Consider the following 24,983-nt stretch of genomic DNA (forward strand, 5'->3'; position numbering starts at 1 on the left):
TTGTACGCGACGTGTACGCGGCTCGGCGATCCTGGGCCGATGCGACGACGGATACTGGCCGGCCTGGCGGCCCTGCTCCTGCTGACGGTGAGCCCGGTGGCCGCGCGGGCCGCGGCGAGCTTCCCGAAACTGGACCCGGCCACCGTCGACGGCTACCGGCTCACGGCGGGCAGCACGTTCGCCACCTACGGCGCGCGGATCGCCCAGCTGGAGAAGGCCGCGCAGCTGACTCGCCGCGGCCTGCCGGAGATCCTCGCCTCGGCGAACCGGGCCGCGCGCCCGCTGTGCCACGGCACGTACCTGGCCGCCGCGCTGAAACCGGCCGGCTTCTGCTGGGAAGACGCGAACGACGACAAGACGAACGACTGGATCCCGCAGGGCGTCACGGGTTCCGGCGACGCCGCCCCGGCGTCCGGCACCGTCGGCGGGAAGCGGGTGGTCGCGACCAGCTGGCACACCCCGGGCGACACCATGGTCCGGGTGTCCTTTGTGGACGCCAACGGGCTGGGCTACCGGCACGTGCTGCTCGTCGAGCCGACCTCGGACACCGATTTCGCCGCGGTCGCGGGCCACGGCCACGGCCTGACCTGGGCCGGCAACTACCTGCTGGTCGCGACGACGGGCGGCCTGATCCGCGTCTTCGACACCACGCACTTCTGGAAGGTCGACGACAGCGCGGGGACCGTCGGCCTCGGCTCCGACGGCAAGTACCACGCCGCGTACTACGACTACGTGATGCCGCAGGTCGGCGCCTATTGGTACCCGGGCGGCGGCGCCTGCACCCCGGTGACCGGCGCCCGCCCCTGTTTCACGTCCCTGTCGGCCGACCACTCCGACTCGACGTTCGTCACGTCCGAATACGTGCCGACCGCGGCGGGCGGCCGGATCCTGCGCTGGCCGTTCGACGCTACGGGCTTGCTGAAGCCTTCGGCCGACGGCCTGGTCCACGCGACGGAGGGCTTCTCGTCGCCGGTCTGGGGGATGCAGGGCGCGGTGTCGCGTAACGGGTACTTCGTGCTGACCGGCGTCTGCCCGGAGTACGCGGGTCAGGCTGGCGACCACCCGTCCTGTCTGCACGGTGGGGTCGGCGGGGTGTCTACCACCCGGCTGTCCGGGCAGGCTCCGGTCAACAGTGAGAACTTGGCTTATTGGCCGGCTACGGGGGAGCTGTGGCTGATCAATGAGCAGTTGCGAGAGCGGGTCACGGTGCATCTGTCGTGGCAGACGCTTACCGGGAGGCCCTGACCTGGTGGAAACTCGTACCGGCTGAGGAAATGCGGCACCGGAAGCCCCTGACCTGGCAGGATGCCCCCGGTGGACTTCCATCCGAAAGACCGTCCCCCGGACGCCTTCCAGCAACCCCTGACCGCGCAGCAGGTCGAAATGCTCTGCGACCGCGCGTTCGGGGCGGGCACTCGGGTGTGGTCGGCCGCCGAGTTGGGGCTTGGTGGGTACAACACGACCTACCGGGTCGAGCTGGATACGGGTCCCGTGATCCTGCGGGTGGCGCCGGGGCCCGCGCGGCAGACGCGGATCGAGCGGGAGTTCATGCGCAACGAGTACCTTGCGGCGCCTTACTTCGCGCCCATCGCGCCGCTGCTGCCGCGCACGCTGGCTGCCGATTTCACGCATCAGGTGATCGGGCGGGACTACGTGTTCCAGGCCGTGCTCGACGGGCGGCCCGGGCCCGAGGTGCTGCCCACCTACGAGCGGGCCGAGCACGGGCCGTACTTCCGGCAGCTCGGCTCGATCACCCGCGCGATCCACGACGTCCGGGGCCCGGGCTTCGGCGTTGTCGCGGGGCCGCACTTCGCGCGGTGGAGCGAAGCGCTTGTCGCCTACTTCGCGGACAACGCGGCCGACGCCGAGGACGTCGGCCTCAACGCGGTGGACCTGCGCGAGGTCGGCGAACTCGCCGAACGCGATGCCGCGCTGTTCGACGAGATCACCGAGCCCCGGCTGCTGCACGGCGACCTCTGGCACGTGAACGTCATGCTCGCCCCGGACCTCACCATCACCGGCGTCTTCGACCACGACCGCAGCTGGTGGGGCGACCCGGCGGCGGACTGGACGATCCACATGGCGTCCGCACGGCCCGGCACCGAGCGCGACGCCTTCTGGGACGCCTACGGTTCGCCCGACCCCTCCCCGGAATCCCGGCGACGCGCGCTGTACTACCGCGCCCGCCACATCGGCGCCGTCCGGCTGGAACGCCACCGTCTCGGCAAAGAGGGACGGCTGGCCGAGTCCTACGCGGAACTCGCCGAGGTGCTGGACGGGCTGCGCCGAGGCGTCCGGTAAGGACTCCTTACCGGCGTGGGACGCGGTGAAGGACTCCTTACCGGCGTGCGAAAAGCAGCGCTAGCCGGTGCAACGAGCGGCAAGCGTCGCCTGCCCACCACCAGTCAACTCCCGAGCCGCGACACCCCGCCCCGCAATAGCCAGCAGCACCGCCTCACCAGCCCCACGAACCTCAGGCCCGAAACCAGCGGACCAGTCGACGTCGGTGGCGACCAGCTTCAGGCCGCGCGCCCGCCAAGGAGCACCGGTCGGCGGGGCGAACAGGGCGGCCCGCAACGCGCGGCGCAGCCGGTCCGGGGGGATTTCGCGGGGCAGGCCGAGCGGGCGGCGGATGTCCTGGTGGTGGATGGTGGCGTCGAGGAACGCGATCATGCCGCCGAGCCCGGCGGTCAGGCCACGCGGGGCGAGGTGCTCGGACAGCTGCGTGAGCAACTGCCCGGGGTCCAGCTCGTTGTGGCGGACGCCGAGCGCGTTGATCCGGGTGAGGCTGAACCGGCCCCGCAGGAAGCGGCTCGCCAGCGCCCGTGTGGTCAGCTCGTCGTAGCTGAGCATGTGCGCGACCACCTCGCGCACGCGCCAGCCCGCGCACAGGCTCGGGGTGTCCCACTGCGACGGGGTCAGCGTCCGCAGGAAGGCCAGCAGGTCCTGGCGTTCCGCACGGGCCATCTCGAGCATGCTCACGCGCGGGACCCTACCTCGCGGCGGAGACCTACGAAGAGGGATCCGAACCACGCAGCGCGGCCCACCAGAAGCCGAACGCGGCCACCAGTACGGTCACCGCCAGCCAGCCGCCGAAACCGCTGCCGTCGACGAGGGCCCAGAAGACGCCGACCACCGGCGCGACGGCGAGCACGGGCAGGTCCGCGCGGAACTGGCGGGCCATCGACACCGGGCGCGCGGCCGCCGCGTCACGGTCGGAGTCGGGGGCGGCCGGGTTGTCCGTGCGCCGCCCGCGCGGCTCGGTCGAGCGCACCGCGCCGGACGGAAACAACAGTTCGCCGCCGACCCGCACCACCACATGCCGGTCACGCAGCACGTCGCCGAGCACCTCGACCTTCGACGGCGTGGGCAGGCCGATCAGGCTGGGGGAGAAGTACACCGGGATCCACCGCGGCGACATCGTCTCGGTCTCGATCCACGAGCGGGCCAGCACCCCGCGCTGCACCTTCACCCGCCGCACCGGCACCCCCGGCCGGGCCTTGGCGCGCGAAGGCCGCACAAAACGCGTCAGCAGCAGGAAAACGTCGAAGCCGAGCACCGCCACCGCCGCGACCACGGTCACCGTGGCGTAGGTCGACGCGCGGTCGGCCGTCACCAGCGGGCTGGCGCCGCGGGTCACCGCGTGGCTGGGCCGCGCCGAGTCGTAGACCACCGGGACCTGCGTGCCGGCCGGGGGAGCGGAGCCGTCCAGGCCGACGTCGGCGGTCACGTCCGCGCCGCCGGGCCCGGGGAATCGCAAGGTCACCGTGCCGTCGCCGGTGCGCACCACGGTGCCGGTCGTCTGCGTGGTCACGCCCCGCAGCTCGGCCTGGGCGTGCGAGAACTCCAGCAGCTGCAACAAGAACACCGCGGCGCACGCCAGCAGCGCCACCGCGCTCGTGACCAGGATGTGGCGCACCGGCCGCTGCCGCAGGAACTCTCGCACGGATACCACCTTAACCGTCTACAAAGGTCTGACACAGAAGAGCGGCACGGGCCTGAAGGCCCGCGCCGCTCTCCCGGGAATCGTTACCGCGTTACTTCACGAAGCCGATCTTCAGGTAGTCGTACGGGTTGTTCGCGTAACCCGGCGAACCGAAGTTGGCCAGCGTCTTGCGCGTGGCGAACGCGCCCGGCGACTGGAAGATCGGGAGCTGGTGGCCCACCGCCCAGATCTCCTGGTCGGCCGCGTTGATGTCGGCGGCCCGCTTGGTGTCGTCCAGTTCCTGCGCCGCGGTGTCGAGCAGCTGGTTCAGCTTGTCGTCACCGATGTGGCCGTAGTTCTGGTTGACGTTCTTCGGGTCCAGGTAGTAGATGCCCTTGCTGCCGCCGATCGGGAAGGAGTTCGACAGCCAGCGGAACAACGTCAGGTCGAAGTTGCCGACGTTGACGTAGTTCTTGAAGAACTCGGTGCTCGGCACGGGCTGGATGTCCAGGCCCACGCCGATCGCCTTCAGCTCCGACTGCATGATCTGGCCGGTCTGCTGGCTGATCGGGGTGCCCGAGGGGATCACCAGGCGCAGCTTGAGCTGCTTGCCGTCCTTGGCGCGCAGGTCGCCGGACTGCTTCCAGCCGAGCTTGTCCAGCTCCGCCTTGGCGGCGTCGGCGTTGTACTTGTACGGCCCCGAGTTGTCCACGTAGTCCTTGGAGCCCTTGAGGTACAGGTGGTTGCCGATCGGCGTGGTGTCCTTCTGCATCTGGCCCAGGATCGACTTGCTGATCCCGACGGTGTCGATGCCCTTCATGATCGCCAGCCGCAGGTCCTTGTCGGCCAGGATCGAGCCGGCCGCGCCGTTGAACGTGACGTGCGTGTAGTCCGGGTTGTTGGACTGGCGGATCGCCGCGTTCGGGTCGGTCTGCGCCCGCTTGTACGTGTTGATGTCGTTGTTGATGTTGTAGAAGTCGATCTGGCCGTTCGCGAAGGCGTCCGGCTGCGCGGCGCGGTCGACGACCTTGTAGGTCACCGTGTCCAGCTTCGGCTTGTCGCCCCACCAGCTCGGGTCACGCTCGACCACCGCGGTCTTGGCGGTCTGGTCGATGCTCTTGATCTTGAACGGGCCCGCGGTGATTTCCGGCTTGGCCGCCCACGCCTTGTTGAACGTGTTCGCGTCGGCGTTGAGCTCCTTCGGGTAGAAGGGGCTGAACAGCGACTTCCACTCGGCGAACTTCTTGCCGAAGGTGACCTTCACGTCCTGGTCGTCGGTGCCCCGCTCGACCTTCGCGATGTCCTCGTAGCCGGTGGTGCCGGAGACCAGGTAGGCCGGGTCCTTGCCGTTGAGCACCTTGGCCTGCGCGGCGAAGTCCTCCCAGGAGAACTGCCGGCCGTTGCTCCACTTGGCCTTCGGGTTGATCTTGTACTCGATCACCTGCGGGTCGGTGCTGACGACCTCGGCCGAGGTGAGGTAGTCCTTGTTCATGACCACCGAGGAGTCGGCGTTCTGGGTGAAGATGTAGGGCAGGATCGCGCCGTCCATGTAGGCGCCGTCGGCCACCGTGCCGTCGACCTGGTTGTAGTTCCAGTTGTCGGGCAGCTGGTCGACCGGCCACTTCAGGTCGCCGCCGTCCTTCAGCTGGTCGACCGGCATCGCGTTGATGTCGGCGGACTTCACCGTGTTGCTGCCGGCGTCCTGAAGGCCACTGTTACCGCCGCTGCTGCCACTGCCGCAGGCGGACAGGATCAGCCCCAGGGCGGCAACGGGCGCCACGAGTGCGGCCATACTCCGTCGCTTCATTTTTACCTCTCTTTTCCCTGTGTTGCCAACGGATATGTGGCTACACGACTTCGCGGGTATGGGCGTAGTGGCAGGCGACGTCGTGGTCGGCGGCGTGGGACTCCCGCAGCGGCTCGACGTCGATGCACTTACGTTGGTCCTCTTCGGACAGTTGCGCGAACACGAAGCAGCGCGTGCGGAACCGGCAGCCCGAAGGCGGGTTCGCCGGGCTCGGCAGGTCGCCGGTCAGGATGATCCGCGCGCGCTCGCGCTCCTTGACCGGGTCCGGGATCGGGATCGCGGACAGCAGGGCCTGCGTGTACGGGTGCTGCGGCGCGTCGAAGACGGTCTGGACGTCGCCGATCTCCACGATCTTGCCGAGGTACATCACGGCCACGCGGTCCGCGATGTGCCGGACCACCGAGAGGTCGTGCGCCACGAACAGGTACGACAGGCCGAGCTTGGCCTTCAGCTCGTCGAGCAGGTTGATCACGCCGGCCTGGATCGACACGTCCAGCGCCGACACCGGCTCGTCCAGCACGATCAGCTTCGGCTCGAGCGCGAGCGCCCGGGCGATGCCGATGCGCTGGCGCTGCCCGCCGGAGAACTCGGCCGGGTAGCGGTCCCGGTGCTCCGGGCGCAGCCCGACCAGCCCGAGCAGCTCGGGGATCCGCTTGTCGATGCGGTCCTTGCTGTAGCCGTGCACCGCCATCGGCTCGGCGATGATGTCGCCGATCGGCAGCCGCGGGTCCAGCGCCGCCATCGGGTCCTGGAACACCACCTGCAGGTCGCGCCGGATGTTCTTGCGGTCCTTGCCGTTCAGCTTCGCGACGTCCTTGCCGAGCACCGCCACCGAGCCGGACGACGGGGCGGCCAGCTCGAGGATCTCCATCAGCGTGGTCGACTTGCCGCAGCCGGACTCGCCGACCAGGCCGAGCGTCTCGCCTTCGACGATGTCGAAGCTGACGCCGTCGACCGCGCGGACCGTGCCGACCGTGCGCTTGAGGATCGTGCCCTTGCTGACCGGGTAGTGCTTGACCAGCTCCTGCACGTCGAGCACGGTGGTGCGCTCGGTCCGCGGCTTGGCCGCCACCGGGGGAGCCCCGATCACCTCGGCGCCGTAGACCTCGGCCGCGTCGGCGTCGGGCTTGGCCAGCTCCTCGGTGCGGATGCAGGCTGCGCGGTGCGTGGTGTCCACCAACGCGTTCGGGTTGCCCGGCGTGATCGTGAACAGCTCGGGCTCGGCGTCGAGGCAGGCGTCGATCGCCAGCGGGCAGCGCGGCGCGAACGGGCAGCCGGACGGCAGGTCCACCAGCGACGGCGGCTGTCCCTCGATCGGCACCAGCGGCTGCTTCTCGTGCGCGTCCACCCGCGGGATCGAGCCGAGCAGGCCCAGCGTGTACGGCATCCGCGGCTGGGCGTAGATCGTCTCGACCGGGCCCTGCTCGACCGCTTTCCCGGCGTACATCACCATCAGCCGGTCGGCGAACCCGGCGACCACGCCGAGGTCGTGCGTGATGATCACGATGCCGGCGCCGGTGACCTCCTGCGCGGTCTTGAGCACCTCCAGCACCTGGGCCTGCACCGTCACGTCGAGCGCGGTGGTCGGCTCGTCGGCGATGATCAGGTCCGGGTCGTTGGCGATCGCGATGGCGATCACCGCGCGCTGGCGCATGCCGCCGGAGAACTCGTGCGGGAACGCCTTCGCGCGCTGCGCGGCGTTCGGGATGCCGACCAGGTCCAGCAGCTCCACGGCCCGGTTGTTGGCCTGCTGCTTGGTGATCCGGCCCTTGCCGTGCACCAGCAGGGCCTCGGCGATCTGCGCGCCGACCGTGTACACCGGCGTCAGCGCGGAAAGCGGGTCCTGGAAGACCATCGAGATCTTCTCGCCGCGCAGCTTCGACAGGTCGGTGTCGGACTTGCCGATCAGCTCGCTGTCCTGGAACCGGATCGACCCGGAAACCCTGGCCTGCGGCGGGAGCAGCCCCATCACCGCGAGCGAGGACACGGACTTGCCGGAGCCGGACTCGCCGACGATGCCCAGCACCTCACCGGCGGCGACCTCATAGGACAGTCCGCGCACGGCGGTCACGCGGCCCGACTCGGACGGGAACGAGACTTCGAGGTTCGACACCTCGAGCACCGTGCCGGTCGGCTTCTCGGTCTCCGCGCCCAGGGCGAGTGCGGCGCTCATGCTTCGGCTCCAGCGATCTTCGAGGACGAGGGTGACTTGGTTTTTTCGGCGATGCGCTTGCGTTCCTTGCGCCGCGACCGGCTGGCGGACGGGTCGAGCGCGTCACGCAGGCCGTCACCGGCGAAGTTCACCGCGAGCACGGTGGCCACGAGGAAGCCGGCCGGGATGTAGAACAGCCACGGGAAGGTGCGCACCGCGTCGGAGCCGGCGGAGATCAGCGTGCCGAGCGAGACGTCCGGCGACTGCACGCCGAAACCGAAGAACGACAACGAGGTCTCGGTGATGATCGCGACGCCGACGTTGATCGTCGCGTCGATGATCAGCAGCGAGGCCATGTTGGGCACGATGTGCTTGAAGATGATCCGCCAGGCGGGCTGGCCCATGAACTTCGCGGCCTTGACGAACTCGCGCTCGCGCAGGGTCAGCGTCATGCCGCGCACGATGCGGGCGGTGATCATCCACTGGAACAGCGCGATCAGGCCGACCAGGATCAGCCAGGTCTTGCCGCGGAAGGCCGGCGACAGGATCGAGATGATCAGGAACGGCGGCAGGATCAGCAGCAGGTCGACGACCCACATGGCGATCCGGTCGGTCCAGCCGCCGAAGTAGCCCGCGGCCGCGCCGACGATCGAAGCGACGCCGGTGGAGAACAACGCGGCCAGCAGGCCGATGGTCAGCGACTTCTGCAGCCCCCGCAGGGTCTGCGCGAACATGTCGCCGCCGATCTGGTTGGTGCCGAACCAGTGGTTCCCGTCCGGCGGCATCAGGTTCGACAGCGGGTCGAGCTGGTCGTAGGCCCACGGCGAATACCAGGTGTAAGTGAAGGCCAGGACGTAGAACAGCACGATCACGGCCAGCGCGACGACGGCGAGCCGGTTGCGCAGGAAGCGGCGCAGCACCAGCTTTCCGCGGCCCGAGGACTTGCTGTCGGACTCGAGGGCCGGGTCGGTCGCCAGCACGGCCGAGTCGGCGATGTCGGCCTCGTTCACGGGAGCGGCCATCAGATCCTCACCCTCGGGTCGAGCACTGCGTACAGCACGTCGGAAAGCCAGCCGGCGAACAGCACGCAGATGGCGATGAACAGGGTCACGGTGGCCACGATGTTCGTGTCCTGCTTCTGGATCCCGGTGATCAGCCAGTCGCCCATGCCGTACCAGCCGAAGATCCGCTCGGTGAAGATGCCGCCGGTGACCAGCAGGCCGAAGCCGAACGCGAACAGCGTCGCCATCGGGATCAGGGCGGTGCGCAGGCCGTGCTTGAACAGCGCGCGCCGCCGGGTCAGTCCCTTGGCCTGCGCGGTGCGCAGGAAGTCCGAGCCGAGCACGTCGAGCATCGCCGAACGCTGATAACGGCTGTAATAGGCGACCTGCGTGAGCACGATCGCCAGGGTCGGCACGATCAGGTGCTGCAGCCGGTCGAGCAGCACGTCGCCGAAACCGCCGGTGACGCTGCCCTGCTCGCCCTGCACGATGAAGAACTGGTAGCCGCCGAGGAGGTTGTCGTTGACCGACTGCGCGCCCGCCTTGAGGATCGTGGCGATCACGAACACCGGCGTCGAGAGCACCACGAACGAGAACGTGGTGGCGATGTAGTCGCTGATCTTGTACTGCCGGATCGCGCTCACCACACCGACCAGCACGCCGATGATGATGCCGATCGTGATGCCCAGCAGGAACAGCCGGAGGCTCACGCCGACCCGGCGGAACAGCTCGTCGGTGATCGCCTGGTCGGCGACCGTCCGGCCGAAGTTCCCCTGGAACACCCCGCTGAGCCAGGTGAAGAACCGCTCGGGGATCGGCTGGTTCAGGTAGAGCTCGGCCGCCTTGGCGTCGATCGTCGCCTGGGGTGCGGGCGGATTCCGCAGTTTCAGCGCGTCGAGCGGGCTGAACGCCAGCGACGCCAGGGAAAAGGCGGCGAAGGTGGCGACCAGGCACAGTGCCACGTAGTTGATGAGGCGGCGCAGGAGGAAGCCGATCACGGGGTCCTCCATTCACCAGGAGCGGAGGATCGGCTCCGCACCGTTGGCCATGCCTGTTTCCCGCCCCATTGAGTTTTCATCGAAACCACTAGCCCGGTGCTGCCTTCCGAATGCTGACGCTCGTTGTCGGCGCAGCATAAACCGAACCGGGCGGATCGCTCTCCGATCCCAGGCAACCAAACAATCACGATTTCCGTCACCCGGCTGTGAACAACCGACTTTCGGGTGTGGCGGGCCCGGGTTTGCCGAGGTAATTCAAAGAGGGCCCTCGTCGCGGTGGGTGCCGCCCCGGATACCCGCGATGACGTTCCGGAAATGTTTCGGATTGGAGCGGGAATGTTTCCGGGGAAGACCGGAACGATGAAACGGACAAAACGGACTGTCTGGTCTGGTGAGCCGGCCCGCTCCCGGGCTCGCCGGGCACTGTCCACAATGGCTGGTCACAGCGAAGAACCCCGCCACCGCAAGCGGTGACGGGGTTCTCGTCGGTGACCGGGCCGGTCTAGTCCAGGTAGTCGCGCAGCACCTGGGACCGCGACGGGTGCCGCAGCTTCGACATCGTCTTCGACTCGATCTGGCGGATGCGCTCGCGCGTGACGCCGTAGACCTGACCGATCTCGTCCAGCGTGCGCGGCTGGCCGTCGGTGAGGCCGAACCGCAGCCGCACCACCCCCGCCTCACGCTCGGACAGCGTCTGCAGCACCGATTGCAGCTGATCCTGCAACAGCGTGAACGACACCGCGTCGACCGCCACGACGGCTTCGGAGTCCTCGATGAAGTCACCGAGCTGCGAATCGCCCTCGTCGCCGATGGTCTGGTCCAGCGAGATCGGCTCACGCGCGTACTGCTGGATCTCCAGGACCTTCTCCGGGGAGATGTCCATTTCCTTGGCGAGCTCCTCGGGCGTCGGCTCGCGGCCGAGGTCCTGCAGGAGTTCGCGCTGTATACGGCCGAGCTTGTTGATGACCTCGACCATGTGCACCGGGATGCGAATGGTGCGGGCCTGGTCGGCCATCGCGCGGGTGATCGCCTGGCGGATCCACCACGTGGCATACGTCGAGAACTTGTAGCCCTTGGTGTAGTCGAACTTCTCCACCGCGCGGATCAGGCCGAGGTTGCCCTCCTGGATCAGGTCCAGGAACGCCATGCCACGGCCGGTGTAGCGCTTGGCCAGCGAGACCACGAGCCGGAGGTTCGCCTCCAGCAGGTGGTTCTTGGCCCGCTCCCCGTCACGCACGATCCACTTGAGATCGCGGCGCATCTGGGTGACGAGCTTCTCGCCCTCCTCCTCGGCGTTGCGCACGCGCTCGGCGGCGTAGAGCCCGGCCTCGATCCGCTTGGCCAGCTCCACCTCCTCCTCGGCGTTCAGCAGCGCGACCTTGCCGATCTGCTTGAGGTAGGCGCGGACCGAGTCGGCCGAAGCGGTGAGCTCGGCGTCCTTGCGCGCCTGGCGCAGCGCCTCGGACTCCTCCTCGTCCCAGACGAAGTCCGGGTTGTCCGAGGACTTGGGGCCCTTCTCGGCGGCGGCGTTGCGACGGCGCGCGGCCGGCGTCTCCGCCTCTTCGGCTTCGTCGTCATCGTCGTCATCGTCGGTGGCGGCGGCCGCCTCGGTGACCGTCTCGTCGACGACGTCGACCTCGACCTCTTCCAGGTCCGACAGGTCCGGCGTTTCGAGTTCGGCTTCGTCGAGCTCGACCGGGCCGTCCGGGTCCCCGTCTTCGGGCTTGGCGCCCTTCTTGGCCGGCGCCTTCTTCGCCGGGGCCTTCTTCGCGGCGGTCTTGCGCGCCGCGGGCTTCGCCGCGCCGGTGGCTGCCTCGTCGGCCGGCTCGCCGGCTGCGGTCGCTGTCTTCGTCCCGCTTCGGGTTGCGGTTCTTGCGGCTGCCACTTACGCCCTTTCGCAGCGGTCGATCATGACGAGCCGAGGTATCGCCACCTCGGCTGCCTCACATTCGGGGAACACGCCTCGGCCTGCGGTTTTGCACCCCGCAGCCGTGGGCCGTGTTCCATTGTAACGACGGCCGGGCAGTGCGTCGCGAAGCGATCACCCTCCGGCCTCCCGGACGGTACCCGCGCGTGACCCCCTCGTGACCGAGGGCAGCCGCGGCGCGGTCCGCCGGTCAGTGCTCGATGCCCTCCACGGCGGCGGCCGCGGCGCCCACGATGCCCGCGTTGTTCTGCAGCGACGCGACGATCACCGGCGTGCGGATGTCCAGCAGCGGCACCCACTTCTCCGCCTTCTTGCTGACCCCGCCGCCGACGATGAACAGGTCCGGCCAGATCAGGTTTTCCAGCACGCTGAGGTAGCGGTGCACCCGCTTGGCCCACTGCGGGTAGGTCAGCTCCTCGTTGTCCTTCACCGACGCGGCGGCGCGCTTCTCCGCGTCGTGCCCGTCCACCTCGACGTGGCCGAACTCGGTGTTGGGCACGAGGTGCCCGTCGTGGAACACCGCGCTGCCGATGCCGGTGCCGAAGGTGAGCAGTGCGGTCACGCCGGTGCGCGCGACCGGGTCGCCGAAGCGGATCTCGGCCATGCCGGCCGCGTCCGCGTCGTTCAGCATCGCCACGTCCTCGACGCTGCGGCCGAGCCGCTTGGCGAACAGCGCGTCGGCGTCGGTGGCGATCCACTTGTGGTCGATGTTCGCCGCCGTGTGCGCGACGCCCTTCTTGACCACCGCGGGCAGGGTCACGCCGACCGGGCCATCCCAGCCGGCCATCCGCACGATCTCCGCGACCACGTCGGCCACCGCGTCCGGGGTCGAAGGCTGCGGCGTGTCGATCCGGTGCCGTTCGCCGATGAGCTCTCCCCGCTCCAAATCGACCAGCGCGCCCTTGATCCCGCTGCCGCCGATGTCGATTCCGAAACCTCGGGTCGCCGTCACTGACGTGGTCCCTTCTCGCACGATTCAGAAGTCTGCTTCGGAGACTTTAACCGGATGTGGTGACATGTCGGACGTGGGCGTTCAAGAGTCGTTGCTGAAAAGCGTTGCCGAGCAGGTCGCGGCCGAGGCCGCGGAGCTGGTCCGGGCCGCCTGGGCCGCCATGCGGGCCGGCGGCGAGGTGCGGGTGGACACCAAGTCCGCCGACACCGACGTGGTCACCGCGGTGGACCGCGAGTCCGAGGAACTGGTGCGCGCGCGGCTCGCGCGGCTGCGGCCGGGGGAGCCGGTGCTCGGGGAGGAGGGCGGCGGGTCCGCGGCGGCCGGCGGCGTCACGTGGGTCGTCGACCCGATCGACGGCACGGTCAACTTCCTTTACGGGCTGCCCTCGTTCGCGGTGTCGGTGGCCGCGCAGATCGACGGGGAGTCGGTGGCGGGCGCCGTGATCGAGCCGGTCAGCGGGCGGCGGTGGACGGCCGCCCGGGGCGAGGGCGCGTGGCTCGACGGCCAACGGCTCTCGGCGTCCGCGCCGCAGCGGCTGGACTTGTCGCTCGTCGCCACCGGCTTCGCGTACGACGCCGGGCGCCGGGTGCGCCAGGGACGCCTCGTGGGCGAACTGGTCAGCCGGGTGCGCGACATCCGCCGCAACGGCGCCGCTTCGCTGGAGCTGTGCGCCGTGGGCGCGGGCTGGCTCGACGCGTACGTCGAGCACGGCCTGCACCGCTGGGACTGGGCCGCGGGCGCCCTGGTGGCCTCGGAGGCGGGCGCGACGGTGCTGCTGCCGGGTTCGGCCCCGGACCTCGGCGACGACGTCACGTACGCCGCTTCGCCGACCATCGCCGCTCAGCTGCGCGAGACGCTCGCCGAGTGCGGCGCCGCCTCCGTCTGACTCCGCCCCAATGCCAGATGCTCTGAAGGCCACCATGAGGGCATATAGGTCTCTCATGGTGGCCTTCAGGGCACGATGGTGCGAGGAAAACGTCGCGCGACGGCTCAGCAGGTGACGTCGCGGGCGCTCGCCAGCAGGGTCTGGTCGATCATCGGCCCGCTCGGGCCGGCGGACTGCTCACTGCTGCCGCCGCCCTGGTGCGCCTGGGACCAGCTGGTCAGCTGCTGCAGCACGCGCAGGGCCTCGGCGCGCGGGCGGATGTCGTCGAAGCGGGTGCCGGTGACCAGGTCGACGCTGGCGTCCTTGCGGTTGTCCCGCACCAGCTCCGCGCACGGCACCACCAGGCTGACCGTGCGGGCCGCGGCCGCGCCGTTCTCGCCGTAGCGGATCTGGCCGCGGCACTTCGCGTCGCCCTTGGGGTACGCCGGGTCGTTGCCGGGGTCGCCGATGGCGGTGAAGCCGAGGCCGCGCAGCGCGGTGGTGGCGATGCCGCCCTGGCCGCGCGTGCTGCTGGCGTTGAGCACCTTCAGCGCCACCTTGTCCGGCGGCATCGGGGCGCGGTCGTCGAGCCCGTTGTGCGGGACGGTGGTGTACGTGGTGCCCGCCGGGGGCGTGGGCGCGGGGGTGCAGAGGACGGCCTGGTCGACGTCGCCGCGGCCGACCACGGCGTTCACCCAGACGAAGACCGCGCCGAGCGCGAGCACCCCGATCACGATCAGCGCGGGCAGCGGCCGGTGCTTGCGATAGGGCCGCGGCGCACCACGCTCCCCCGAGCCGTTCCCCGACGCCACCTGCCCCGTCCCTTCCCGAACGCGCGAACCCGTTTCGGCTGCCCGCGGTGCCGGCCCCGTGTCGCCGGCCCCGAAGTGTCATCCAGTGTCACCAGTGCCCCGGGGCGCCTCGCCCGGACCGTGACACGCCTCGATCGGGGGGTGAGGCGCCGGTATCCGCACCGGCAGCTTCGTAGCCGGTGAGCCTAGGCGTAACGCACCGCGCCCGGTGGTGCGGGTCACCCTCGTCGAATCCGCGTCACAGCGCGGGCCGGCGCCGCCGGTCCCGCCCCGGCGATCGCACCACGCGGACCTCCGCGGGAGCAAGCGGACACGGCCGCCGGGTGATCTTCCCGACCGGGGCGCAACCCGAACGGACCATAGGCGTCTCACCTGCGGGTTCCCCCTGTCGGGTGACGAATTCCGGGCAATACGCGACTCGCTGCGGAGCGGCTTGACCGGTGAGCTACCCTTCCCGGGCTCCGGCCGCAGGAAGAGCGCGGGAAAGCTGAGACGGCGGTCACTGCGGAGGCCGGGCACAAACAGGGGCGCTGGAACGTTGACCAGCGGCACGGCGGGTTCGAGGGGCGACACCTGAGGGCTCGTGAGAACACGACAAGCTGATTCGCAGGGGTGAGGGAACATGGCTACCGACTACGACGCTCCGCGCCGCAGCGAAGCCGACGAGCTGGCCGAAGACTCGTTGGAGGAACTGAAGGCCCGGCGCAACGAGAACCAGTCCGGCGTCGTCGACGTCGACGAGGACGCGAACGCCGAGAACTTCGAGCTTCCGGGTGCCGACCTCTCCGGGCTTTCCGGGGAGGACATGACCGTGAAGGTGGTGCCGAAGCAGGCGGACGAGTTCACCTGCTCGGTCTGCTTCCTGGTGCACCACCGGAGCCGGCTCGCCGAGGAGAGCGGTGGGCGGCTGATCTGCCGCGACTGTGCCTGATCCACGCCGGCCTGATCGACGCTGAGCCCGGGCGCACGGGGATTTCGCTCCGGGTCTCAGGGGACCACAGGGTTTTTCAGGGGTGTACACGCAGTCGCCGCGGTTTCGGGGAAGCTCGTGCGCGAGCTGGGTAAAGGGGGCCGGTCTTTCGGGACCGGCCCCCTTCCGCGCGTCCAGGGGCCGCGGGGCGTTCGGACGCAGGGGCGGTTCAGGAACGGGCGCGCAGCAGCTCCGCGACGCGCTCGGGGTGCCGGGTGCTGAACAGCCAGTACGGCGTCGGGTCGTCCGGGTCGGTCAGCTCCACCCGCACGGCCGGGCCCACCCAGCCGCGGTGCAGCACGAACGCGGCCGGGTCGCCGTCGCGCCCCAGCGCGGGCCTCTTGGCCGCGGTCCCGAGCACCTCGACGGTGCCGGCGAAGCGCAGCGGGAGGTGGGCGTCGCCGACCCACAGCTCCGGCTCGTCGCCCCCGGTCACCCGCACGCGCGAGCGGCCCAGCGAGAGCAGCAGCGCGGCCATCACCGGCACGGCGACGGCCAGCGGGATCCACATCGGGATCGACGGGTAGCCCAGATGGATCTCGACGCCGAGCAGGATCGCGCCCAGCATCGGCAGCGGCCAGCCCCACCACGGCACGTAGAGCCGTTCGGAGTGCCTGATGCCGCTCGTCACGGCGGTGTTCACGGTGTCACCCACGCGACAAGGGTAGTCTCGCCGCCCGTGTCCAGCGTTCAGGTACTCCTTTCCCGGCTCGACCCCGGCGTTCCGCTGCCGGCCTACGCGCGCCCCGGCGACGCGGGGGCCGACCTCGTCAGCACCTCCGACATCGTCCTCGGGCCCGGCGAGCGCGGGGTGGTCGGCACCGGCGTGGCGATCGCGCTGCCGCCGGGCTACGCGGGGTTCGTCCACCCGCGCTCGGGGCTCGCCGCGCGGGTCGGCCTGTCGGTGGTGAACACCCCCGGCACGATCGACTGCGGCTACCGCGGTGAGATCCGCGTCTGCCTCATCAACCATGATCTGCGTGAGCCGGTGGTGCTCGCCCGCGGCGACCGGATCGCGCAGCTGGTCGTGCAGCGGGTGGAGCAGGCCGAATTCGTCGAGGTGGCCGAGCTCGGGGAGACCGAGCGCGGCGCCGGCGGCTACGGCTCGACCGGCGGACACGCCACACTGGTGCCGGACGGGCCCGGCACGGGAACGGGCACTGGGGAAGGAACGGAGAGCTAGTGGGGATTTTCGGACGCAAGCGCGGGTCCGGGGCCGAGCCCGAGGGCCGGCCGGCCGAAGGCGTCGAGGACGACGCCGGCGAGCCCGAGGACCAGCTGTCGGACACGGCCGAGGGCCCGTTCGACATCGCCGACGCCGAGGACGACGGCATCCCCCGGATCGACCTCGGCTCGGTGAAGGTGCCGGTGCCGGACGGCTCGCAGGTGCAGGTCGAGATGGACCCCGAGGCCGGGGGCGTGCGCGCGGTGCACGTGGTGACCGAGCAGGGCCAGATCACGGTCAGCGCGTACGCAGCGCCGCGCACCGGCGGGCTCTGGCGCGAGGTCGGCACCGAGCTGGCCGACCAGCTGCGCGCGGACGGCGCGAAGGTCAACATCGGCCGCGGCCAGTGGGGCCTGGAGCTGTCCGCGATCGTCGGCGACGTCGCGTTGCGGTTCGTCGGCGTGGACGGCCCGCGCTGGATGCTGCGCGGGGTCATCGCCGGCCCGCAGTCGCAGTCGGCGCACGCCCCGGAGGTGCTGCGCGCGATCGTCCGCCACACGGTGGTGGACCGCGGCAACTCGCCGATGCCGGTGCGCACGCCGCTCACGATCACGCTGCCGGAGGCCGTCGCCCAGCACATCGCCGAGCAGACCGAACAGCAAGGCTGACCGCCGAACCAAGGCGAGGCGGATGACGCTTTCCCCGCACTCAGTGCGGGGAAAGCGTCATCCGCTGTTATTCAGTGCGCCCGGTCGGGCCGGGGCTGCTCCGTGAGAGCCCGGAGGTAGGCCAGCACGGTGGCGCGGCCGAGCGACTCGCGGTCCGCGCCGAGGGCGGCGAGCGTCGTCTCGCCGAGGGCCGCCCGAGGCAGTGCCGCAGCCCACTCCCGTGCGACTTTCGTCGGGTGTACCGGATCGTCGACGCACGTGCCGACCCCGGCCGGCACGGCCAGCCCGCGCAGCGCGGCGAGCGTCGGCGACGGCCGAGCTGCGGCGACGCGCAGGCTGTCCGCGAGCCCGTCGCCGTGCCGCCGCCAGGCCCGTCCGAGCTCCGCCGCGATCCACGGCGGGCTGCCCGCCTCGGCCTGCGCCAGCGCGGCCTCCACCCCGGAAGCGGCCACGAGGTCCGCTGAGAGCGTCGCGGCCAGCGACGCGGGTGCCTGGCCGGGTTCGCCGCTCCAGGCCGGGAGCGCGGCCAGCAGGCCCCCGCAGCGCCCCGGATTCGCCACCGCCCACTCCGCGGCCAGGTGCGCGCCGAACGAGATGCCGCCGACGAGCAGGGTCCCGTGCCGGTCCGCGAGCCGGTCCAGCACGGCCAGGAAGCCGTCGGCCAGCGCCGCGCCCGGGGGCGGCGGGGGAGCGGTCAGCGGGATGCCCAGGGCGGCCAGCGGGCCGCCGAACACGGACCGGACGAACACCTCGTCGGAGCCGGTTCCGGGCAGCAGGACGGCGGGCGGGTGCCGGATAACGGACGTCACGTTGCGATCTTGGCGCAAACCGGTTCTCCTGGCTGGGACCGCAGCTACGCTGGACACGCACGGGCCGTGGGAAAACTCCGGGCCCCGGAGCACAGGAGCACCACTATGTCCGCCAAAGACGGCGGCTACTTCAGCCGGTTGGTTCGCAAGCTGACCACCGACGTCGAGGACCTCGACGCCGACGATCTGTCCGAGTCGTCCCGGGCAGGCGGGGCGCAGCGGGCGTGTGACTGCCGCTCCGGTGAAGAAGTCACCGTGCTCGGCCGGCTGCGCAGCGTGGAGCTGTGCCCCACGGACGAGGCCGCCACGCTGGAGGCGGAGCTGTTCGACGGAACACAGGGCGTGACGCTAATCTGGCTGGGCCGACGCCGGATCGCCGGCATCGAGCCGGGGCGGACCATCAAGGTCCGTGGCCGGATGGCCGAGCGTGACGGCCAGAAGGTGCTGTACAACCCGTACTACGAACTCCAGAGCCCGGTGAGTTGATCAGCAGTCGTGACTGAACCCGCCCCCCACAACGACAAGCACGTGCCCGAAGGCGGGGACGACGAGGACAAGCCGCAGCCGACCATGCTGGAGCAGATGGGCGGGGTCTCCGGCCTGATCTACTCCTCGCTGCCGGTGATCGTGTTCGTCCTGGTGAACTCGTTCTTCGGCCTGACGGCGGCGATCTGGGGCTCGATCGGCAGCGCGGTGGCCATCACGGTGCTGCGCGTGGTGCGCAAGGAGCCGCTGCAGCCCGCGATCTCCGGCTTCTTCGGCGTGGCGATCGCGGCGTTCATCGCCTTCCGCACCGGCTCGGCGAAGGGGTTCTTCCTCTTCGGCATCTGGGCCAGCCTGGTCTACTGCGGCGTGTTCGTGGTGTCGATCGTGGTGCGCTGGCCGCTCGCGGGCCTGGTCTGGAACGCGCTCAACGGCACCGGCCAGGCCTGGCGCAAGGACAAGCCCTCGCGCTACGGCTACGACATCGCCACGTTGGTCATGGCGCTGATCTTCGCCGCCCGGTTCGTCGTGCAGCGCTGGCTCTACCAGAGCGACTACACGGGCTGGCTGGCGTTCGCGAAGATCGCCATGGGCTACCCGCTCTACGCGCTCGGCCTGCTCGTGGTCGTCTGGGCGGTCCGCCGCTCGGACAAGCGCCTCAAGGCCCTGGCCGAGACGGAGCCGAAACCGGAGACCGACGCCGAGGTGGAAGCGCGGCTGCGCGAGAAGTACGCGAAGACGCCCACTCCCGAGGTCTGAGTTCCCCCCTGGACCTAAGAAACGGCGCCCCGCACGAGTTCGTGCGGGGCGCCGTTTCTTAGGTCAGTAACCCAGCGCTGAGCGGATCTCGGGCTCGACGTCGGAGGTGGCCACGAACAGCAGCTCGTCGCCCGGCTCCAGCGGGTCCTCCGGCTGCGGGACGATCACCCGGTCGCCGCGCAGGATGGTCACCAGGGCGGCGTCGCGGGGCAGGTCCAGCTCGCTCACCGGCTTGCCCGCCAGCGGGGTCTCCTCCGGCAGGGTCAGCTCGACCAGGTTCGCCTGGCTCTGCCGGAACGTCATCAGCCGCACCAGGTCGCCGACGCTGACCGCCTCCTCGACCATCGCCGCGAGCATCCGCGGGGTGGACACGGCGACGTCGACGCCCCAGGCGTCGGTGAAGAGCCATTCGTTGGCCGGGTTGTTCACCCTGGCCACCACGCGCCGCACGGCGAACTCGGTCTTCGCCAGCAGCGACACCACCAGGTTGGCCTTGTCGTCGCCGGTCGCGGCGATCACCACGTCGCACTGCTCGATCCCGGACTCCTCCAGGATCGAGACCTCGCACGCGTCGCCCAGCACCCAGTCGGCCTGCTCGACCGTGGCCGGCTCGAACTGGTCGGCCTCCCGCTCGATCAGCATCACCTGGTGCCGCCCGTCGATCAGCTCCACGGCGATCGAGCGCCCCACGGCCCCCGCACCCGCGATCGCGACCCGCATCAGTTCTCCTCCTCCGGAGCGCGGGCGGCCACGCTCGACACGTCGCTGACGGTGCCGGAGCGCGCCGCGACCCAGACGACGTCGTCGGCCTGCACCATGGTCTTGTTGTCCGGCAGCACGGCGGTGCCGAAGCGCATGATGAACGCGACCCTGGCGCCGGTCGCGTCCTGCAGCCCCCGCACGCTGTGGCCGGCCCAGCCCTCGTTCAGCGGCAGCGGCAGCAGCGCGACGTTGCCGGTCGGGTCGCGCCACGCGGAGGCGACGCCGTCGGGCAGCAGGGTGCGCAGGAACCGGTCGGTGGTCCACGGCACGGTCGCGACCGTCGGGATGCCGAGGCGCTCGTACACCGCGGCGCGCTTGTGGTCGTAGATCCGCGCGACCACGTGCTCGATGCCGAAGTTCTCCCGCGCGACCCGCGCGGAGATGATGTTGGAGTTGTCCCCGCTGGACACCGCCGCGAACGCCCCGGCCCGCTCGATGCCGGCCTCGATCAGCACCTGCCGGTCGAACCCGACACCGACCACCTGCTGGCCGTGGAAGTCGCTGCCGAGCCGGCGGAACGACTGCTGGTTCTTGTCGATCACGGCCACCTCGTGGCCGAGACGCTCCAGCGCCGCGGCCAGGGACACGCCGACCCGGCCGCATCCCATGATCACCACGTGCACGCGCTGCCTCCTCAGGGGGTGGGGATGACCCGTCCGTAGGTACCCTCGACGACCAGCGCCGAACCTACCTTGTGCGGTCCCGGTCAGCTCCACCGTCCTCCCCACCGCCGCCCTCAGCGGAGGAGCTACCGCTCCGCTGTAGATTCGCAGGGTGTCGAAGTTCCCGACCGTGCTGAAGAGGCTGGTCCTCGGGCGTCCGTTCCGAAGTGACCGGCTGGCCCACACGCTGCTGCCCAAGCGCATCGCGCTGCCGATCTTCGCCTCCGACGCGCTCTCGAGCGTGGCGTACGCGCCGGAGGAGATCTTCCTGACCCTGAGCGTGGCCGGGCTGTCCGCCTACGCTTTCGCGCCGTGGATCGGCGTCGCCGTGGCGCTGGTCATGCTGGTGGTGGTCGCGTCCTACCGGCAGAACGTGCACGCCTATCCCAGCGGCGGCGGTGACTACGAGGTCGCCAGCACCAACCTGGGCGGCAAGTTCGGCCTGACCGTGGCGAGCGCGCTGCTGGTGGACTACATCCTCACCGTCGCGGTGTCCACTTCGTCCGGTGTGGCGAACATCGGCTCCGCGGTCCCGTGGGTGGCCGAGCACAAGGTGCTCGCCTCGGTGGTGATCGTGGCCGTGCTGAGCGCGCTGAACCTGCGCGGGGTGCGCGAATCGGGCAAAGCGTTCGCCATTCCCACCTACGGCTTCATCGCCGGCATCATGATCATGGTGGTGTGGGGCCTGATCGAGGCCGCCACCGGCACGGACATGCGCGCCGAGAGCGCCGGGTTCCAGCTGCACTCCGAGGGTAGCTGGACCGGGTTCGCGTTCGTCTTCCTGATCCTGCGGTCGTTCTCCTCCGGCGCCGCGGCGCTGACCGGGGTCGAGGCGATCAGCAACGGCGTGCCCGCGTTCCGCAAGCCGAAGTCCAAGAACGCGGCCAGCACGCTGCTGCTGATGGGCGTGCTCGCGGTGACCATGCTGGTCGGCATCATCACGCTCGCGATCGTCACCAAGGTGAACTTCGCGGAGGACCCGGCCACGCAGCTGTCCGGCGCGCCCGCGGGCTACCAGCAGAAGACGATCGTCGCGCAGATCGCGCACGCGGTGTTCGCCGACTTCCCGCCCGCGTTCTACTACATCTCCTTCTCCACCGGCATCATCCTGCTGCTGGCGGCCAACACGGCGTTCAACGGCTTCCCGGTGCTCGGCTCGATCCTGGCGCAGGACCGCTACCTGCCGCGGCAGCTGCACACCCGCGGCGACCGGCTGGCGTTCTCCAACGGCATCCTGTTCCTGGCGGCGTTCGCGCTGGTGCTGATCATCGCGTTCGACGCGGAGGTCACCCGGCTGATCCAGCTGTACATCGTGGGCGTGTTCGTCTCGTTCACGGTCAGCCAGGCCGGCATGATCCGGCACTGGAACCGGTTGCTGGCCAAGGAGAAGGACCCGGCGGCGCGGCGGCGGATGCGGCGCTCGCAGACGGTGAACGCGGTCGGCCTGACGATGACCGGCGTGGTGCTGGTGATCGTGCTGATCACCAAGTTCCTGCTCGGCGCGTGGATCGCGATCGCCGCGATGGTGGCGATCTTCGTGCTGATGACGGCGATCCGGAAGCACTACGACCGGGTGGCCGAGGAGCTCAAGGAGATGGGCGACGCGCCGACCGTGCTGCCCTCGCGCAACCACGCCATCGTGCTGGTGTCCAAACTGCACCGGCCGACCCTGCGCGCGCTGGCGTACGCCAAGGCGATGCGCCCGGACGTGCTCGAGGCGGTGACGGTGAACGTGGACGACGTGGACACGCGCCGGCTCACCGCCGAGTGGGAGGCGCACAAGTTCAAGGTGCCGCTGAAGGTCGTCGAGTCGCCGTACCGCGAAATCACGAAGCCGGTGCTGGACTACGTGAAGCGCGTGCGCGGCGACAACCCGCGCAACGTGGTCACCGTGTTCATCCCCGAGTACGTGGTGGGGCACTGGTGGGAGCAGGTGCTGCACAACCAGAGCGCGTTGCGGCTCAAGGGAAGGCTGCTGTTCCAGTCCGGCGTCATCGTGGCCAGCGTGCCCTGGCAGCTGGAGTCCTCGGCGAAGGCGGCCGCCCGCGTCCGGCGCGCGCGCCCGGCAGCCGGTGACGTCCGGCGCGGCTTTGATGCCGCAGCGGCCCGCGCCGCCGCCAAACCCGTTCCATCCCCAGTCGAACCACCACCCAAGGAACCTGCTGAATGACGGAGAACTGGCTCGGCCGCACCCTCGAGCTCGAGATCGGGCCGGTGGCGCACGGCGGGCACTGTGTGTCCCGTGTGGACGGACGGGTGGTGTTCGTCCGGCACGGCCTGCCGGGTGAGCGCGTGCGCGCGGAAGTGACCGAGGACAAGGGCGGCGCGTTCTGCCGCGCCGACGCCGTCGAGGTGCTGACCGGGTCTGAACACCGGGTGGAGCCGCCGTGCCCGCTCGCGGCGCCCGGTGGCTGCGGCGGTTGCGATTGGCAGCACGCCGACCCGGCGTACCAGCGTTCGCTGAAGGCCGCCGTCGTTGCCGAGCAGTTGCAACGGCTGGCCGGGATCTCACGCGAGGTGGTCGTCGAGCCGCTCGACGGCGGCCCGCTCGGCTGGCGCAGCCGGGTCCGGCTGGTCGCGGGCCGGGACGGGCGCGCCGGGCTGCGCGCGCACCACAGCCACCGCGTCGTCCCGCTGGACGACTGCCCGATCGCGGTGAAGGGCTCGCTCGACAGCGTGCTGGCCAAGCGCTGGCGCCCGGGCAGCGAGATCGAGGTGACCAGCGACGGCGAGGGCCACCAGCACGTGCGCGAAGTGTCCACTGTGCACGGTCGGAACAAGTCGCGGCAGCTGTCCGGCGGTGAGGCGGTGCACCACGCCGCGGACCGCGACTGGCGGTTCGACGCGCACGGCTTCTGGCAGGTGCACCCGGCCGCGGCGGACACCTTCGCCCAGGTCGTGGCGGAGTGGGCGGAGGCGCCGCGCGGCGGGGTGGCCTGGGACCTGTACGCGGGCGTCGGGTTGTTCGCCTCGGTGCTGGCCGAGCAGGTCGGGCCCGAGGGCCGGGTGCTGGCCGTGGAGTCGGGCCGCCGCGCGGTCACCGACGGCGAGCGGAACCTGGCGGACCTGCCGCAGGTGAGCTGGCGCACGGGCCGCGTCGAGCACCTGGTGGCGGACGCGCCGCGGCCGGTCGACGTGGTCGTACTGGACCCGCCGCGCAAGGGCGCCGGGAAGGCGGTCGTGGACGCGATCGTGGCCGGCTCGCCCGACCGGATCGTCTACGTGGCCTGCGATCCGGCGGCGCTGGCGCGAGACGTGGCGACGTTCGCTTCGCACGGGTACTCGCTTTCGGACCTGCGCGCGTTCGACGCGTTCCCGATGACGCACCACGTGGAGTGCATCGCGCTGCTTCAGTAGCGGTCGCCTTTGCCGATGAAGTCGGCCAAAGCGGCGGCGACGGCGTCGGGCTGCTCGTCCGGGATGAAATGCCCCGCGTCCGGCACCACGATGCCGGTGGTGTCGGCGGCCCAGGGCCGCAGCGACGCGGCCATGTCGGGGATGGAGCCGTGGCGGCCGGAGATCCCGAGAACCGGCAGGGTGAGGTGTTGCCGTGCCAGGGCTTCGTGGTTCTTCCGCGCCGATTCGGCGGCGTGCCGGTAGTAGGCCAGGCAGGCGCGAAGCCCGTCTTCGGCGGCGACGGCCGCGGCGTACGCCTCGATTTCGGTGTCGTCGAAAGTGCTGGGGGAGAGGGATTTCGCCTTCAGGAACCAGCCGACGTACTCGCGCTCACGCCCCGCGAGCAGGATTTCGGGCAGGTCGGGCACGAGGTGGAAGGCGAAATGCCAGGTCTTCCACGCCCGTTCGGGGTCGAGCGGGACGGCGTCGGGCAGCGTGATGCCCGGGATTCCGGCGTCGAGCAGGGCGACGCCGTGCAGCCGGCTCTCGAACTGCACCGCGAGGGAGAAGGCGACCCACGCGCCGACGTCGTGGCCGGCCAGCCAGTAGCGCGAAACTCCCAGCGCTTCCACCGCAGCGTGGACATACGCGGCGACGGTGTGAGTGTCGTAGCTGCCGTGCGGTCGTTCGGAATGGCCCTGGCCGGGCAGGTCGATCGCGAGGACGTGGCACCGGCGGGCCAGCGCGGGCATGACCTGCCGCCAGGCCCACCAGGTCTGCGGGAATCCGGCGAGCAGCACGACGGCCGGACCGTCCGCGCGGCCGCCTTCGACCGCGTGAAGCCGGATTCCGCCCGCTTCGACCCAGCGGTGGGTGAAGCCGGGTAGGTCGCGGACTGGGTTGTCGGTCATGGGCTCCTCCGTCGGGATG

24 protein-coding genes are annotated in these 24,983 nt (G+C 70.5%); 10 read left to right on the top strand and 14 right to left on the bottom strand.

The genetic code is table 11. The annotated features are described in order from the left end of the window. The first annotated feature begins 39 nt into the window (after positions 1 to 39). Positions 40 to 1,245 carry a hypothetical protein gene (locus OG371_RS30455; RefSeq protein ID WP_329058862.1) on the top strand — a complete coding sequence of 402 codons (1,206 nt, stop codon included), beginning with the start codon at positions 40 to 42 and terminating at the stop codon, positions 1,243 to 1,245. A 69-nt stretch (positions 1,246 to 1,314) separates the two neighbouring features. Beyond that, the gene (locus OG371_RS30460; RefSeq protein ID WP_329058864.1) at positions 1,315 to 2,301 is read left to right on the top strand and encodes a phosphotransferase family protein; all 987 of its coding nucleotides are present in this window, start codon (positions 1,315 to 1,317) and stop codon (positions 2,299 to 2,301) included. Between the two features lie 60 nt (positions 2,302 to 2,361). Here the strand turns inward: OG371_RS30460 and OG371_RS30465 are convergent, their stop codons facing one another. The 8 genes from OG371_RS30465 to ppgK all read right to left on the bottom strand — a co-directional run bounded on the left by OG371_RS30465 (position 2,362) and on the right by ppgK (position 12,762). Continuing rightward, positions 2,362 to 2,976, bottom strand: coding sequence for a maleylpyruvate isomerase family mycothiol-dependent enzyme (locus tag OG371_RS30465; RefSeq protein ID WP_329073308.1), 615 nt, complete (start codon positions 2,974 to 2,976; stop codon positions 2,362 to 2,364). A gap of 34 nt (positions 2,977 to 3,010) precedes the next feature. Beyond that, entirely contained in the window at positions 3,011 to 3,946 is a 936-nt protein-coding gene (locus OG371_RS30470) for a hypothetical protein (protein ID WP_329058865.1), read from the bottom strand. A gap of 91 nt (positions 3,947 to 4,037) precedes the next feature. Then, complete coding sequence (locus tag OG371_RS30475) at positions 4,038 to 5,732, bottom strand: ABC transporter family substrate-binding protein (RefSeq protein WP_329058866.1); 1,695 nt, start codon at positions 5,730 to 5,732, stop codon at positions 4,038 to 4,040. A 40-nt stretch (positions 5,733 to 5,772) separates the two neighbouring features. After that, complete coding sequence (locus OG371_RS30480; RefSeq protein ID WP_329058867.1) at positions 5,773 to 7,905, bottom strand: ABC transporter ATP-binding protein; 2,133 nt, start codon at positions 7,903 to 7,905, stop codon at positions 5,773 to 5,775. Beyond that, on the bottom strand, positions 7,902 to 8,906 hold the full coding sequence (locus tag OG371_RS30485) for an ABC transporter permease (RefSeq protein WP_329058868.1): 1,005 nt from the start codon (positions 8,904 to 8,906) through the stop codon (positions 7,902 to 7,904). Before OG371_RS30485 ends, OG371_RS30480 begins: the two co-directional genes overlap by 4 nt. After that, entirely contained in the window at positions 8,906 to 9,883 is a 978-nt protein-coding gene (locus tag OG371_RS30490) for an ABC transporter permease (protein WP_329058871.1), read from the bottom strand. The genes OG371_RS30485 and OG371_RS30490 overlap by 1 nt, the downstream gene beginning before the upstream one ends. 502 nt (positions 9,884 to 10,385) lie before the next feature. Continuing rightward, complete coding sequence (locus OG371_RS30495; protein ID WP_329058872.1) at positions 10,386 to 11,768, bottom strand: RNA polymerase sigma factor; 1,383 nt, start codon at positions 11,766 to 11,768, stop codon at positions 10,386 to 10,388. A gap of 232 nt (positions 11,769 to 12,000) precedes the next feature. Continuing rightward, positions 12,001 to 12,762 carry a polyphosphate--glucose phosphotransferase gene (gene ppgK, locus OG371_RS30500; RefSeq protein WP_329058874.1) on the bottom strand — a complete coding sequence of 254 codons (762 nt, stop codon included), beginning with the start codon at positions 12,760 to 12,762 and terminating at the stop codon, positions 12,001 to 12,003. A gap of 64 nt (positions 12,763 to 12,826) precedes the next feature. On the opposite strand from ppgK, the gene OG371_RS30505 reads away from it, so the two are divergent. Continuing rightward, entirely contained in the window at positions 12,827 to 13,648 is an 822-nt protein-coding gene (locus OG371_RS30505; protein WP_329058876.1) for an inositol monophosphatase family protein, read from the top strand. 104 nt (positions 13,649 to 13,752) lie between these two features. On the opposite strand, the gene cei is transcribed toward OG371_RS30505, so the two are convergent. Continuing rightward, positions 13,753 to 14,439, bottom strand: a complete 687-nt coding sequence (gene cei / locus OG371_RS30510; RefSeq protein ID WP_329058877.1) for an envelope integrity protein Cei — start codon at positions 14,437 to 14,439, stop codon at positions 13,753 to 13,755. A 622-nt stretch (positions 14,440 to 15,061) separates the two neighbouring features. Here cei and OG371_RS30515 point away from each other — a divergent pair. Beyond that, positions 15,062 to 15,370, top strand: a complete 309-nt coding sequence (locus tag OG371_RS30515) for a DUF4193 domain-containing protein (RefSeq protein WP_091617885.1) — start codon at positions 15,062 to 15,064, stop codon at positions 15,368 to 15,370. A 208-nt stretch (positions 15,371 to 15,578) separates the two neighbouring features. Here OG371_RS30515 and OG371_RS30520 read toward each other — a convergent pair whose 3' ends face one another. Next, positions 15,579 to 16,064: a DUF3093 domain-containing protein gene (locus OG371_RS30520; RefSeq protein ID WP_329058878.1), complete on the bottom strand. Its 486-nt coding sequence runs from the start codon at positions 16,062 to 16,064 to the stop codon at positions 15,579 to 15,581. Positions 16,065 to 16,088: 24 nt separating this feature from the next. Between OG371_RS30520 and dut the strand changes: the two genes are divergently transcribed. Next, complete coding sequence (dut, locus tag OG371_RS30525; RefSeq protein WP_329058879.1) at positions 16,089 to 16,592, top strand: dUTP diphosphatase; 504 nt, start codon at positions 16,089 to 16,091, stop codon at positions 16,590 to 16,592. After that, a complete protein-coding gene (locus tag OG371_RS30530; RefSeq protein WP_329058880.1) occupies positions 16,592 to 17,242 on the top strand; it encodes a DUF3710 domain-containing protein in 651 nt (216 codons plus the stop codon). The genes dut and OG371_RS30530 overlap by 1 nt, the downstream gene beginning before the upstream one ends. 71 nt (positions 17,243 to 17,313) lie before the next feature. On the opposite strand, the gene OG371_RS30535 is transcribed toward OG371_RS30530, so the two are convergent. Continuing rightward, complete coding sequence (locus tag OG371_RS30535; RefSeq protein WP_329058883.1) at positions 17,314 to 18,051, bottom strand: alpha/beta hydrolase; 738 nt, start codon at positions 18,049 to 18,051, stop codon at positions 17,314 to 17,316. A gap of 105 nt (positions 18,052 to 18,156) precedes the next feature. Between OG371_RS30535 and OG371_RS30540 the strand changes: the two genes are divergently transcribed. Together OG371_RS30540 and OG371_RS30545 are read left to right on the top strand one after the other, a co-directional pair. After that, positions 18,157 to 18,537 (top strand): OB-fold nucleic acid binding domain-containing protein, encoded by a 381-nt coding sequence (locus OG371_RS30540; RefSeq protein ID WP_091617889.1) that lies wholly within the window; start codon positions 18,157 to 18,159, stop codon positions 18,535 to 18,537. A gap of 9 nt (positions 18,538 to 18,546) precedes the next feature. After that, positions 18,547 to 19,293 carry a DUF3159 domain-containing protein gene (locus OG371_RS30545; RefSeq protein WP_442876004.1) on the top strand — a complete coding sequence of 249 codons (747 nt, stop codon included), beginning with the start codon at positions 18,547 to 18,549 and terminating at the stop codon, positions 19,291 to 19,293. Between the two features lie 63 nt (positions 19,294 to 19,356). Here the strand turns inward: OG371_RS30545 and OG371_RS30550 are convergent, their stop codons facing one another. Both OG371_RS30550 and OG371_RS30555 read right to left on the bottom strand, forming a co-directional pair. Next, positions 19,357 to 20,013, bottom strand: a complete 657-nt coding sequence (locus tag OG371_RS30550) for a potassium channel family protein (protein ID WP_091617890.1) — start codon at positions 20,011 to 20,013, stop codon at positions 19,357 to 19,359. Further along, positions 20,013 to 20,921, bottom strand: coding sequence for a potassium channel family protein (locus tag OG371_RS30555; RefSeq protein ID WP_442876005.1), 909 nt, complete (start codon positions 20,919 to 20,921; stop codon positions 20,013 to 20,015). Before OG371_RS30555 ends, OG371_RS30550 begins: the two co-directional genes overlap by 1 nt. Between OG371_RS30555 and OG371_RS30560 the strand changes: the two genes are divergently transcribed. Further along, positions 20,830 to 22,887: an APC family permease gene (locus OG371_RS30560; RefSeq protein WP_329058886.1), complete on the top strand. Its 2,058-nt coding sequence runs from the start codon at positions 20,830 to 20,832 to the stop codon at positions 22,885 to 22,887. The two genes, OG371_RS30555 and OG371_RS30560, sit on opposite strands and share 92 nt — an antisense overlap. Continuing rightward, entirely contained in the window at positions 22,884 to 24,074 is a 1,191-nt protein-coding gene (locus tag OG371_RS30565; RefSeq protein WP_329058887.1) for a class I SAM-dependent RNA methyltransferase, read from the top strand. Before OG371_RS30560 ends, OG371_RS30565 begins: the two co-directional genes overlap by 4 nt. Here the strand turns inward: OG371_RS30565 and OG371_RS30570 are convergent. After that, on the bottom strand, positions 24,068 to 24,964 hold the full coding sequence (locus OG371_RS30570; RefSeq protein ID WP_329058889.1) for an alpha/beta fold hydrolase: 897 nt from the start codon (positions 24,962 to 24,964) through the stop codon (positions 24,068 to 24,070). The genes OG371_RS30565 and OG371_RS30570 overlap by 7 nt on opposite strands. Positions 24,965 to 24,983 lie beyond the last annotated feature (19 nt).

The organism is Amycolatopsis sp. NBC_01480 (genome assembly GCF_036227205.1).
Lineage (GTDB): Bacteria > Actinomycetota > Actinomycetes > Mycobacteriales > Pseudonocardiaceae > Amycolatopsis.

Excerpts from the sequence above, each read along its gene's own strand:
- OG371_RS30455 (WP_329058862.1), top strand. The coding sequence starts at position 40 with ATGCGACGACGGATACTGGCCGGCCTGGCGGCCCTGCTCCTGCTGACG.
- OG371_RS30465 (WP_329073308.1), bottom strand. The coding sequence starts at position 2,976 with ATGCTCGAGATGGCCCGTGCGGAACGCCAGGACCTGCTGGCCTTCCTG.
- OG371_RS30475 (WP_329058866.1), bottom strand. The coding sequence starts at position 5,732 with ATGAAGCGACGGAGTATGGCCGCACTCGTGGCGCCCGTTGCCGCCCTG.
- OG371_RS30480 (WP_329058867.1), bottom strand. The coding sequence starts at position 7,905 with ATGAGCGCCGCACTCGCCCTGGGCGCGGAGACCGAGAAGCCGACCGGC.
- OG371_RS30485 (WP_329058868.1), bottom strand. The coding sequence starts at position 8,906 with ATGGCCGCTCCCGTGAACGAGGCCGACATCGCCGACTCGGCCGTGCTG.
- OG371_RS30505 (WP_329058876.1), top strand. The coding sequence starts at position 12,827 with ATGTCGGACGTGGGCGTTCAAGAGTCGTTGCTGAAAAGCGTTGCCGAG.
- OG371_RS30515 (WP_091617885.1), top strand. The coding sequence starts at position 15,062 with ATGGCTACCGACTACGACGCTCCGCGCCGCAGCGAAGCCGACGAGCTG.
- OG371_RS30540 (WP_091617889.1), top strand. The coding sequence starts at position 18,157 with ATGTCCGCCAAAGACGGCGGCTACTTCAGCCGGTTGGTTCGCAAGCTG.
- OG371_RS30550 (WP_091617890.1), bottom strand. The coding sequence starts at position 20,013 with ATGCGGGTCGCGATCGCGGGTGCGGGGGCCGTGGGGCGCTCGATCGCC.
- OG371_RS30555 (WP_442876005.1), bottom strand. The coding sequence starts at position 20,921 with ATGCGCTTGGGCAGCAGCGTGTGGGCCAGCCGGTCACTTCGGAACGGA.
- OG371_RS30565 (WP_329058887.1), top strand. The coding sequence starts at position 22,884 with ATGACGGAGAACTGGCTCGGCCGCACCCTCGAGCTCGAGATCGGGCCG.
- OG371_RS30570 (WP_329058889.1), bottom strand. The coding sequence starts at position 24,964 with ATGACCGACAACCCAGTCCGCGACCTACCCGGCTTCACCCACCGCTGG.